Genomic DNA, 12106 nt, shown 5'->3' on the forward strand with positions numbered 1-12106 from the left:
ATATAAAAAGAAAAAGACGCAGGAGGCATCAAAGCCATTTGCGTCTTTTCGTTACCCGATCATACGATTTCGTATATCTGAAATAAAATAAAGGGAGCCTGTCACAAGGATCACCGCTAAAGGATCATCACTTTTTTTCTGAATGAACTCAAGCACTGCACGAGGGTCATCGTCATACGATTTTGCCTCTAACTGACTGCACGCATAAAGCTTTTCCGCTGATTCAGCTCTTGGAAAATCAAATGAAACAAAATGGATAGAGGAACTAACGGCTTCAAGTTTTTGAATCATTTGCTTGTACGGCTTATCTTTTAAAGCACTAAAACAGACATGCACTTGTTTACTAGAAAAATGAGCTTGTACCGTTTCAATTAAACGGTCGATCCCTTCTTCATTATGAGCGCCGTCTAAATAAACTGGTGGATGATCTTTAACCTTTTCAAATCTTCCAGCCCAAACTGCATACCGAATACCTTCATATATCTGCTCTTTTGCCACGCTAATATAACCTTCTTGCTCCAGCCATTCAATGAGTAGAACAGCAAGGGAAGCATTTTGCCGTTGATGCGTTCCGATTAACCCTGTTTCAAGCTGCGGATACTGCCTTTTTGGTGTGCTTAACGTAAACTGTTCGCCTGTTTCTGTTGGCTGCTGATGACTGAAGGTACAAATATCCTGTAATGAAATACATTCCGCCTTCTTTTCTTTTGCGATGTTTTGAATGACCGCAAGTGCTTCCGGTTGATGAACAGCAGTAATCATCGGAATACCCTCTTTGATAATGCCCGCTTTTTCAGATGCAATTTGTTCAAGTGTGTCACCTAAAATCGCCATATGATCATGACCGATCGACGTAATCGCTGTTAAGATAGGGACGGCAACATTTGTTGAATCAAGTCTTCCGCCAAGGCCTGTCTCTAGTAGTACAAAGTCTACTTGCTGCACATCGGCAAAATAAGTAAATGCACATGCGGTAATGATTTCAAACTCTGTTGCTGCGCCAAGCTCTGTTTGATCTAACTCATCAACAAAAGGCTTGATTTTATTGACCAAACTCAGCCATTCTTCATCCTGTATAGGTGCTCCATTCACGCTGATTCGTTCATTGAAAGTTAAAATAAACGGGGAGGTGAAGGTGCCGACTGAATAGCCTGCTGCCTGTAAAACGGAACGAGTAAACGCAATCGTTGAACCTTTTCCGTTTGTACCTGCAACATGTACTGCTTTTATACGTTGTTCCGGATGGCTTAGTTTGTTCATCAGCCACTTCATTCTTTCAAGACCCGGTTTTACACCAAAGGCCAATCTACTGTGAATCCACTCAATGGCTTCATGATAGGTTGTAAACAATGTCATCTCTCATTTCATCCGAAATTTTCAAAAAAGACGACTCCATTTTGTTAGGAGCCGTCTTTTCAACCTTATGCTTTCAGCTCTTCAATACGCTTTTGAACAGCTTCGCGTTTTGCGACATAGTCACGTTCTTTCGCACGCTCTTCTTCTACGACACTTTCAGGTGCTTTTTTCATAAAGCCTTCGTTGCCTAGCTTTTTCTGGACGCGCTCAACTTCTTTTGTCAGCTTATCCAGTTCTTTTTGCAGACGAGCGATTTCCTCATCTAAGTTGATTAAGCCTTCAAGTGGCAGAATGAGCTCTGCTCCAGAAATAACAGCCGTCATCGCTTTATCACTAGCTGGGACGTTTGTGCCAATTTCAAGTACACTTGGGTTCGTAAAGCGCTCGATATATGAACGGTTTTTCTCTAAGCGTTCCTGCACATCAGATGTAGAGGCTTTAATGTAAAGCTCTACCTGTTTGCTCATTGGCGTATTCACTTCACTGCGGATGTTACGAACAGAACGGATGAGCTCCACAAGCAGTTTCATATCAGCAGACGCTTGTTCGTTTGAAAGCTCCGGTTTCACCTCAGGCCAAGCCGCTACAGTAATCGATTCACCTTCGTGCGGAAGATGCTGCCAGATTTCTTCTGTTAAGAATGGCATGAACGGATGAAGAAGTCTCATCGTCTGATCTAATACGTACGCAAGGATGGAACGAGTCGTTTTCTTCGCTTCTTCATCTTCTCCATAAAGCGGAAGCTTCGCCATCTCAATGTACCAGTCACAGAAGTCATCCCAAATGAAGTTGTATAAATGTCTGCCCACTTCACCAAATTCATACTTGTCAGCTAGCTGTGTAACACTTTCAATCGTTTCATTTAAGCGGGTTAAAATCCATTGGTCAGCCACTGATTTTTCTCCAGTCAAATCAAGCTCATCATACGTTAAGCCATCCATGTTCATTAAAGCAAAACGCGATGCGTTCCAAATTTTGTTCGCGAAGTTCCAAGTGGATTCAACCTTTTCAAAGCTAAAGCGAAGATCCTGACCTGGTGAGCTTCCAGTTGCTAAGAAATATCTTAATGAATCTGCTCCGTACTTGTCGATGACTTCCATTGGATCAATTCCGTTTCCTAGCGACTTACTCATTTTACGTCCTTGCTCGTCACGGATCAGCCCATGAATAAGAACGTCTTTAAACGGTTTTTCTCCTGTGAATTCAAGACCTTGGAAGATCATGCGAGAGACCCAGAAGAAAATGATGTCATAGCCTGTAACAAGCAGGTTTGTTGGATAGTAGCGCTTGAAGTCTTCACTATCTGCATCCGGCCAGCCCATTGTAGAGAAAGGCCAAAGCGCTGAACTAAACCATGTATCAAGCACATCGTTATCCTGTTCCCAGTTCTCTATATCTTTTGGTGCTTCCAGTCCAACATATACTTCTTTCGTTTCTTTATGATACCAAGCTGGAATGCGGTGTCCCCACCATAGCTGACGAGAAATACACCAGTCACGGATATTTTCCATCCAGTGTAAATACGTCTTTTCAAAGCGGTCTGGAACAAATTGAACTTGGTCATCTCCATTTTGAAGGTTGATGGCTTCGTCTGCCAGCGGCTGCATTTTTACAAACCATTGTGTTGATAAATAAGGTTCAACGACAGCTCCGCTTCGCTCACTATGACCAACTGAATGCATATGGTCCTCAATTTTGAATAAAATCCCCTCTTCTTGCAAGTCTTTAACAAGCTGTTTACGGCATTCAAAGCGGTCCATTCCTTTGTATTGCAGTGCATTTGCATTCATTGTGCCATCTTCATTCATGACAAGAATACGCTCTAAGTTATGGCGGTTTCCAAGTTCAAAGTCATTCGGGTCATGAGCAGGTGTAATTTTCACAGCTCCTGAACCAAACTCCATATCGACATAGTCATCAGCAACGATTGGAATCTCGCGTCCTGTAATTGGCAAGACCACTGTTTTTCCAATCAAATGCTGATAACGTTCGTCATCAGGATGCACAGCAACGGCTGTATCTCCGAGCATTGTTTCAGGTCTTGTCGTCGCAATTTCAATTGAACCTGTGCCATCTGAAAGTGGGTATCTTAAGTGATAAAACGCGCCTTGAACATCTTTATAAATGACTTCAATATCAGAAAGTGCCGTTTTCGTCGCTGGGTCCCAGTTAATGATATACTCTCCGCGATAGATCAGCCCTTTTTCATACAACTGGACAAACACTTGGCGTACCGCTTTATTCAGACCCTCATCTAATGTAAAACGTTCACGCGAGTAATCAAGACCAAGTCCCATTTTCGCCCACTGGCTGCGAATAAAGTCCGCATATTCTTCTTTCCACTTCCACGTTTCTTCCACAAATTTCTCCCGGCCAAGGTCATAACGGCTTACGCCTTCTTCGCGAAGCTTTGCCTCGACCTTTGCTTGTGTCGCAATACCGGCATGATCCATTCCTGGAAGCCATAGAACGTCATAGCCCTGCATCCGTTTCATACGTGTCACGATGTCTTGAAGGGTCGAATCCCATGCATGCCCAAGGTGCAGTTTTCCTGTCACGTTTGGTGGAGGAATGACGACTGTATATGGATCTTTCGTTTTGTCATTTTGTGCTTCGAAGAATTTCCCTTCAAGCCAGTACGTATAGCGGTCTTTTTCTATCGCATTTGGGTCGTACTTTGTTGGCATTTCTTGATTATTTGTTTCCATTTATGTAACCTCCACATTTTTTCGGCTGATGAAACATAAAAAAAGCCTTTTCATCCTTATAAAAGGACGAAAAAGCTTTTTCGCGGTACCACCTTTTTTCATGGAACACATAGACGTGTCCCATACACTCTAAAGGATAACGGGGTTCTCCCGAATTTCTCTACTTGTTCATTCAAGAAATTAAGCTCACAGGCGACCTTCCAAACAAGTACATCCTAGGAAACCTTTCAGCACATGGTCTCCCTCTCTTTAGGGTCTTGCTCGTACTCTTCCTGATCCACGCTTACGATATATCACGTTCATCAGCACATACTCATCTTTTATTTATATTACTAAATGCCTTTTGTTTTCGTCAATCATCTTTTCCGCTTTTCTTCTTCTTTATACAAATTAGGCAAGCACCCTTTGCCTCTTTGCCCATATGATAATAACAAAATGAAGAAGGAGGGCGTTTGCTTTGAAAAAGATCAATCCTTACACACTTCCCCCCTGGCTGAGACAAATTCGGGCAGTGGCCTCCCAAGTCGTTCTCCCGATTGCGATATTTCAAGGGTTTCGTACGATCATTTTCCCCACAACATTTGACGTCCTCATCTTAGGTATTCTCATTTTTCTCGCCTGCGCCTTTCACCTTGATTGGTTTTAAACACTCGCGCTTATGTACCAGCCAATATGAACACAAAATAACCTCGTCATTCCGCTGATGACGAGGCACTTTGTTCTTCTTCAAGCCGTCTAGCCTGCTCAATCTCGTGTATCTTCATGACGGTCGGCTCTGAATTTTTCATCTGCCAATACGCTCTTAACAGCTGTTGACAGCTTTCCATCTCATCCTGCCCGCCTGCTTCATAGGTTTTAACTGTATCAAACAGACCTTGCGGATAAGCAAGGTAACTAAGGAACAGATGAAGCTCTTCCTCCCGAAGAGGATTTCCTTTTTGGTACGTATAAAACAAGGAAGTGCATTCAGGACAAGACGTGGGATAGGTTTTGAATGTCCGAAAGTAAAAGGTCAGAAGATCATAAATGGGGGCGGCTTTTTTAGACCGCTCAAAATTGGTGAAATGTCCTGTGCCTACATCATTATACAAAAAGTGATGAATCGACAGCTGCCCATGATTTAAGACAACACGTGTTGTTTCTTTATCTTTCATTTCTTCATGCCAATCTTCTAATCGTTCGAGGGCAAATTCGCTGGCAGACATCGCCTCTGAAAAATACATCGCAGCAGTCAGTTCAAATGGCGACATATACCAAGTCTGCTCTGCCCGCTCTATGAATCGTTCATACATGTCTTTCTCTGTTTCCCATTTGGTCTTGATTTGTGTGTAGTGCGCTTCGATCTCTTGCTCTGTGATATCCATCATCACTTCAGTCCGCTGATGAAGTCTTGCAATCTCTTGAAACAAATATTCATGTTTATCGTCCTGCTCTTCTCTCTTTTCATTCGTCAGCCAAGGCATGAGATAGTATGCGTACTGACTTTCACGATGACTTGAGAAAAAAGAACCGCTCTTCGTCCGATAAATCGGCACAAAAGAGCGATAGCCCTTTGATTCTAGTTCAAGCATTTGCTCTGTAAACTGCATATGTCGACTGGCTTTTACTCGCTTTAAGGCAAACACGCCCTGCTTTGTATATACTTTGACGACAGCAGGACTGACAGGTTCAACGTATTCCGCCTCAAGCCCGTATTCGTATAGGACAGATTGGATCTCATCCACGTTCACTCACCACATTTTCTCGATCGGTCATCTCTTGTTATGCATTGCTTTTTTGATATTCAGGAATATAAAGAATCTGCCCTTCTTCAAGCTCCGCATCCACCGATAATGAATTTGTGCGAAGAAGCTGCTGCACATTCAACTGATATCGCTCACAAATACGATCGACCGTATCTTCTTGCTGAACTATACATATTTTCATGCGAGAAAAATCTTCCTCCTCCTGCTTAGCAAACAGCTTTGTTAAATAAAGAGAGTTCTCACTGCCCGACGTTTCTCTCACGTCTTCTTCAAATGCCTCTTCTTCTTGAGCTGACTCATATACTTTTGGTGCTTCTCGTTCATATAACCGTCCAAGCTGGTACGTGTCATCCCGCGCCTCTTCCTCTTCCACGTGATAAGCGGGTGATTCAAATACTGGATACGGCTGAACCTTTTCTTCCTGCTCTTCGGTTATTTCCGGATCTTTTCTCACTTCTACTTCAAAAAACGTGTCCTGCCGTTCTTCTTCATCTAAGAGCTTAGGCGGTTCAAAAAATGATGGTTCTTGCACCTGAGCTTCAGGCAAGGATCGATAACCAAGCACCACTTCTTCTTGGCTCTCCGTTTCCTCCTGTTCTTCCAGTTCTTCGGTTTCTTCTTCCCTACTCACCAGCTCTATCTCAATTTCTTCTTCCTGTTCCTCTTCTTCGGCGCGCGTGTCATGCTGTAATACAGCCTGATCCTCTTCAATCTCATGTTCATAGTCTTGCAGCTCTTCTTCCTCTTCATCTTCTGGCTGCAGCTGATAATCGTAGGTGACGTCGCCATATTCTTCTTCAGAACGATGAACAAATTCATACGGCTCCTCTACAGACGCTTGAGGCGTTTCCTCGTCTAAAAGACCCTCAATCGCTAGATCAGCTTGAATGGTGAGCAAACGATTTTCTGTCAGTTGGTAATCAAACGCATCAATAAACACAAACACATCATTTAAATGACTGATTTTGTTTTTAGGAATCGTGATATCGACTGGGAATTGATGCAGAAGCTCCGCCGTCCCGTCTTCTCTGACCTTCACCTCATCAGCTTCTCTGTATGATGCATAGGAACTCAATTCACCCAATAGCTCCTCTTGATTTATGTTGTATTCTCCTGTTAGCTCGAGTGAACCTCTAATCGAAACATAATCATTCACTTCTTGAACGAGAATGTCAGGATCGAGAGAAATAGACAGCAGCTCACTGACTTCCTGTCCGCTTTTGAAATAGATGGATTCTTCTACTGAAAACTGTAATCGATTATTTTGAGACAAGTCGGTGTCCTCCTTTCATCTAATCCTTCAAAATAAAATTAGATGTCAATACAGATGTATGTGAGCGGCGGTGAAAATATGATTGGTTTTCAGCAACACAAAAAAGCCGATATATCTCCATATCGGCTTTCGTTTATTAACGTAGTTTTTGAAATACTTTTTCCACTGTCTCAATCGTATATTCGATGTCTTCATCTGTGTGGGCTGTTGATAGGAACAATCCTTCGAATTGAGAAGGTGGAAGGAAGATGCCGTGATCGGCCATTTCCTTATAAAATTCAGCAAATAAAGCGAGATCAGCATTTTTAGCTTTGTCATAATTGACCACTTCTTCATCTGTAAAGAAGAATCCAATCATCGAACCTGCACGATTAAACGTTAATGGAATTCCGTGTGCTTTTGCTGCATTTGAAATGCCTTCTTCCAGCCGGTCTCCTTTTCGTCTAAACTCTTCATAAGACTCAGGTGTCAGCTGTTTTAAGGTTTCCAGGCCTGCTGTCATCGCAAGTGGGTTACCAGATAACGTTCCTGCTTGATAAATTGGGCCGCTTGGCGCAATTTGTCTCATAATATCCGCTCTTCCGCCATACGCACCGACTGGGAGACCACCTCCAATCACTTTACCAAGACACGTCAGATCAGGTGTGATGCCAAAGTAGCCTTGTGCGCAGTGATAATCCACACGGAAGCCTGTCATGACCTCATCAAAAATGAGTAAAGCTCCGTATTGCTCCGTGATATCTCTCAGCCCTTGTAAGAAACCGTCTTGCGGAGGGACAACGCCCATATTTCCTGCAACTGGCTCGACAATGACACCTGCAATATCGTCTCCAAACTCCTGAAAAGCAACTTGAATGCTTTCTAAATCATTGTACGGCACTGTGATCGTATTGCTTGCAGTCCCTTCAGGTACCCCTGGGCTATCTGGAAGTCCTAGCGTTGCAACACCTGAACCTGCTTTAATAAGCAAAGAGTCGCCATGGCCATGATAGCAGCCTTCAAATTTCACAATTTTATTTCTGCCTGTAAAGCCTCGAGCTAGACGAAGCGCACTCATGGTTGCCTCTGTACCAGAGCTGACCATACGAATGACTTCGATAGAAGGAACCCGCTCAGATACAAGCTTAGCTAATTCATTTTCAACTAATGTCGAAGCACCAAAGCTTGTCCCCTTTTCTGCAACTCGCTGAATGCTTTCAACCACACGGTCATTCGTATGCCCTAAAATAAGCGGTCCCCATGATAAGACATAATCGATGTATTCATTTCCATCAATATCATAGATCTTGGCGCCTTTGCCTCGTTCCATAAAAATCGGATCTGTGTTCACTGATTTAAATGCACGTACAGGGCTGTTGACACCACCAGGCATTAAATGCTGCGCTTCTTCAAATGCTTGCTTTGATTTTTCATAGCTACGTCCCATTTCAACGTCCTCCTGTCTATCCGTTCTTTATTCTGAGAGCCATTTTGCTGCATCTTTTGCATGATACGTAATGATAAGTTCTGCTCCTGCACGTTTCATGCTTGTCAGCATTTCAAGAACAAGCTCTTTTTCAGAAATCCACCCATTTTGAGCAGCGGCTTTGACCATTGCATATTCTCCGCTCACATTGTAAGCAACAACAGGCAGTGTAAATTCATTTTTGACATCACGCATAATATCTAAATAAGAAAGGGATGGTTTCACAATGAGGAAGTCAGCTCCCTCTTCTACGTCAGATTGCGCTTCTCTTAATGCTTCTAAACGGTTTGCAGGGTCCATTTGGTATGTTTTACGATCTCCAAACTGCGGTGTGCTATGCGCCGCATCACGAAACGGACCGTAAAACGCACTTGCATATTTCACAGCATATGACATGACAGGTACATGAATAAAGCCAGCTTCATCAAGCGCCTCACGAATGGCAACCACAAATCCATCCATCATATTTGAAGGCGCAATGATATCTGCACCTGCGCGCGCTTGACTAACAGCAGTTTTCGCTAATAGCTGAAGAGATTCATCATTTAAAATTTCACCATCTTCAACGATTCCGCAATGTCCATGATCTGTATATTGGCATAAGCAAGTGTCTGCAATGACCACAAGCTCTGGGAAATGCTTTTTGATCTCAAGCGTTGCTCTTTGCACAATGCCATGGTCGTGATATGCTTCACTGCCCACATGGTCTTTATGATCTGGAACACCAAATACGATAATTGATTTGATGCCTAGATCGACAAGCTCTTGGACTTCTTCTTTTACAAGGTCCACTGAAATGTGATAAACACCCGGCATTGAAGGGACTTCTTTTCGGACATTTTCGCCCTCTACAAAAAAGATCGGATAAATGAAATCAGATGGTCTTAAAAAGGTTTCTCTGACTAATTCTCTCATTCCTGCGCTTGTCCGCAGTCTGCGGTGTCTGTTAAATTTCATCATTGATTCAACTTCCTTTCAGATAAACGGCACATCAATTCAAGCATTCCGTCTATCGTATAAGTATCTGGGGTTTCAGAAGAAATCCCGTATTGAAGCAGTGCCTCTTTTGTCAGAGGACCGATCGTCACAAAACAGGTGTCAGAAGCAGCCAGCTTCGCTGCATCTGCCTCCATGGCATGCATAAATGAATGGACAGTCGATGAGCTCGTAAATGTAATAAAATCAAATGATTGCTTCGTCATTGCCGTTTTAAGAGCGGCAATCCCTTCCTCATCCTTAACCGTTTCATATAAAATCCATTCCTTTACTTCTATGCCAAGTGGCACAAGCGTTTTCTTCACGACATCTCGAGACAGGTGTCCTTTTGCTACAAACACACGCTCTCCCGGATGCACATGGTCAAGCAGCGCATCTGCGAGCTCTTCCGCTATGAATCGTTCTGGTACTACGTCCACCTTCAAGCCGTGCTGCTCAAGATAGGCAGAGGTTTTCTCACCTACCGCAGCCACTTTCAAATGGGATAAACTTTTATGTAAATGATGGTCCTCTATGTAGCTCAGAAAAAAAGACGCACCATTTACACTCGTGAAAACAAGCCATTGGCTATTTTCTAAGTCCTTTAAAAAGGCCTGCGCTTTTTCATTTGTGAGCGTAGGTTCAAACCGTATAAGAGAGGTTAAAACAGCATGGCCGTTCAGCTCTTCAATCTTCTGCTGAAACACACCCGCTTGACGTTCATTTCGAGTGACAAGCACCGTCTGTCCGTGAAGCGATTGGCCTATGGTCATTGGGAGGACAGATCCTTTTTCACCTTGTCGATTAAATCCTTTGCTCCCTTATCAGCCATCTGCTTCGCACATGCTGTTCCAATTGCCTCAGGGTCAGTGCCTGATACAGTTTCTCGAATAATCGTGTGTCCATCAGCAGATGCCACAAGACCCGTCAGTTCAATTTCATCACGCTCATTCATCGTTGCATAGCCAGCAATCGGCACCTGACAGCTGCCATCCATTTGTTTGAGGAAGGCTCGTTCAGCGAGAACCGTTTTCTTCGTGTATTCATTCGTAAATTGAGCGAGGAGCTGCAATAGCTCTTCATCATCTCCGCGGCACTCAATTGACAAAGCGCCTTGGCCAACTGCGGGCAGGCAAGTCTCAGGAGATAAAAATTCAGACACGACCTCTTTGCTCCAGCCCATTCTGGACAGACCGGCAGCCGCTAGAATAATGGCATCATATTCTTCATTTTTGAGCTTTTCCAATCGTGTATCAATGTTTCCTCGAATCCATTTAATGTTCAGATCTGGTCTTTCTTGAAGAAGCTGGGCACTGCGCCGCAAGCTGCTTGTTCCCACAATAGCACCATTCGGCAGCTCGTGAAGACGCAGATGATCCTTCGAAATAAGAGCATCCCTTACATCTTCACGCTCAGGAATACAGCCAATGACTAACCCTTCAGGAAGAGCAGCCGGCATATCCTTCATACTGTGAACGGCCATATCGATGTCGTGATTCAGCATCGCCTGTTCAATTTCTTTGACAAACAGTCCTTTTCCGCCAACCTTTGATAAGGTTACATCTAAAATTTTATCACCCTTTGTCACAATCTCTTTTATTTCAAAAGAATAAGAAGGGTTTAGTTCAGACAGCTTTTGAATGACCCATTTTGTTTGTGTAATTGCAAGCTTACTTCTTCTAGAACCTACTTTAATTGTACGCAATTCGTCTTCCTCCCGACAATGCCCTTAAGACTCATCATTATTTATTGAAACCAATGAAAGGTTGATAAGCTACCAAGCAGAAAATAATTGATCATCAGCACAAGGAATGAACCGACATTCCACAGTGCCACGACTTTGCCCTGCATATTTCTCACCAATCTGATATATAAGTAAACACCATATAAAAACAGCATAATAAACGAACCAAGCACCTTTGCATCTGTCCAGTACAACGTATCATACGAAATATACGCCCAAATGATGCCAAGAATCAAACTAAGTAAGAGCATCGGCACGCCAATAATGTTTAATACGTATGCCATATGATCAAGCTTCGATAAATCTTCAATTCTTAGAAGCCATTTTCCCCATTTTTTCTTTTTCAGCAAACGATATTGAAAGAGATAGAGAAGAGAGAAAGCAAATGAAAGTGAAAAGGCACCGTATGATAAAATCGCCATCGTAATATGAATCACAAGCAACTCACTCGTCAGCTTCCCCGTTAGTTCTGCTGAGTGAAGATCAGATGGTGTAAAGGTGTGAATTGCCATCAAGGAAAAACCGATGACATTTGTAAAAAAGACGATAAATTCAACACGCAAGACCTTTGTGAGAACAAGTGAAAGTGTCACAAGCACCCACGTATAAAAATATAACCCCTCTGCTACATTCAACACAGGGAATCGGTCTGTTTCCATCATAATATAGAACATGTAGACTGTTTGCAGCAGCCAGACAATAGAAAGCAACCAGAAAGCTATTTTTCCAGCCTTCCGGTTGTGTTGAAGAAAATCTATGAAATAGAACAAGACACTTAGTGCATAGATCAAGGTCGTCGCTTCGCCTAGTCTCGCTACAATGGATTCCATCATCGCTTAA

The 12106-nt window shown here is 43.0% G+C and carries 10 protein-coding genes and 1 other annotated feature; of the genes, 1 reads left to right on the plus strand and 9 read right to left on the minus strand.

Translation table 11 applies throughout. The features are described 5' to 3' along the window. Positions 1-51: 51 nt before the first annotated feature. Both MHH68_RS12450 and MHH68_RS12455 read right to left on the minus strand, forming a co-directional pair. On the minus strand, positions 52-1356 hold the full coding sequence (locus MHH68_RS12450; protein ID WP_058014533.1) for a folylpolyglutamate synthase/dihydrofolate synthase family protein: 1305 nt from the start codon (positions 1354-1356) through the stop codon (positions 52-54). Positions 1357-1421: 65 nt separating this feature from the next. Next, on the minus strand, positions 1422-4064 hold the full coding sequence (locus tag MHH68_RS12455; RefSeq protein WP_339163340.1) for a valine--tRNA ligase: 2643 nt from the start codon (positions 4062-4064) through the stop codon (positions 1422-1424). A gap of 59 nt (positions 4065-4123) precedes the next feature. Further along, positions 4124-4353 (minus strand) — a binding site (T-box leader). Between the two features lie 168 nt (positions 4354-4521). On the opposite strand from MHH68_RS12455, the gene MHH68_RS12460 reads away from it, so the two are divergent. Then, positions 4522-4710, plus strand: coding sequence for a hypothetical protein (locus tag MHH68_RS12460; RefSeq protein WP_003216497.1), 189 nt, complete (start codon positions 4522-4524; stop codon positions 4708-4710). Between the two features lie 46 nt (positions 4711-4756). Here the strand turns inward: MHH68_RS12460 and ysxE are convergent, their stop codons facing one another. The 7 genes from ysxE to MHH68_RS12495 all read right to left on the minus strand — a co-directional run bounded on the left by ysxE (position 4757) and on the right by MHH68_RS12495 (position 12099). Beyond that, the gene (ysxE, locus tag MHH68_RS12465) at positions 4757-5788 is read right to left on the minus strand and encodes a spore coat protein YsxE (RefSeq protein WP_058014531.1); all 1032 of its coding nucleotides are present in this window, start codon (positions 5786-5788) and stop codon (positions 4757-4759) included. 37 nt (positions 5789-5825) lie between these two features. Continuing rightward, on the minus strand, positions 5826-7082 hold the full coding sequence (locus tag MHH68_RS12470) for a LysM peptidoglycan-binding domain-containing protein (protein ID WP_339163343.1): 1257 nt from the start codon (positions 7080-7082) through the stop codon (positions 5826-5828). A 136-nt stretch (positions 7083-7218) separates the two neighbouring features. After that, positions 7219-8508, minus strand: coding sequence for a glutamate-1-semialdehyde 2,1-aminomutase (gene hemL, locus MHH68_RS12475; protein WP_061408838.1), 1290 nt, complete (start codon positions 8506-8508; stop codon positions 7219-7221). Positions 8509-8535: 27 nt separating this feature from the next. Next, the gene (hemB, locus tag MHH68_RS12480) at positions 8536-9507 is read right to left on the minus strand and encodes a porphobilinogen synthase (RefSeq protein WP_034661673.1); all 972 of its coding nucleotides are present in this window, start codon (positions 9505-9507) and stop codon (positions 8536-8538) included. Further along, entirely contained in the window at positions 9504-10295 is a 792-nt protein-coding gene (locus MHH68_RS12485; RefSeq protein WP_268496775.1) for a uroporphyrinogen-III synthase, read from the minus strand. Before MHH68_RS12485 ends, hemB begins: the two co-directional genes overlap by 4 nt. After that, complete coding sequence (hemC, locus tag MHH68_RS12490) at positions 10292-11227, minus strand: hydroxymethylbilane synthase (RefSeq protein ID WP_058014527.1); 936 nt, start codon at positions 11225-11227, stop codon at positions 10292-10294. The genes MHH68_RS12485 and hemC overlap by 4 nt, the downstream gene beginning before the upstream one ends. A gap of 41 nt (positions 11228-11268) precedes the next feature. Next, complete coding sequence (locus MHH68_RS12495; RefSeq protein ID WP_058014526.1) at positions 11269-12099, minus strand: cytochrome c biogenesis protein; 831 nt, start codon at positions 12097-12099, stop codon at positions 11269-11271. Positions 12100-12106: the final 7 nt, after the last annotated feature.

It is taken from the genome of Bacillus sp. FSL K6-2841, from assembly GCF_037976435.1.
GTDB lineage: Bacteria > Bacillota > Bacilli > Bacillales > Bacillaceae > Bacillus > Bacillus pumilus.

Bases quoted from the DNA above. Each gene is read 5' to 3' on its own strand.
- MHH68_RS12450 (WP_058014533.1), bottom strand. From the start codon at position 1,356: ATGACATTGTTTACAACCTATCATGAAGCCATTGAGTGGATTCACAGT.
- MHH68_RS12455 (WP_339163340.1), bottom strand. From the start codon at position 4,064: ATGGAAACAAATAATCAAGAAATGCCAACAAAGTACGACCCAAATGCG.
- hemL (WP_061408838.1), bottom strand. From the start codon at position 8,508: ATGGGACGTAGCTATGAAAAATCAAAGCAAGCATTTGAAGAAGCGCAG.
- hemB (WP_034661673.1), bottom strand. From the start codon at position 9,507: ATGATGAAATTTAACAGACACCGCAGACTGCGGACAAGCGCAGGAATG.
- MHH68_RS12485 (WP_268496775.1), bottom strand. From the start codon at position 10,295: ATGACCATAGGCCAATCGCTTCACGGACAGACGGTGCTTGTCACTCGA.
- MHH68_RS12495 (WP_058014526.1), bottom strand. From the start codon at position 12,099: ATGATGGAATCCATTGTAGCGAGACTAGGCGAAGCGACGACCTTGATC.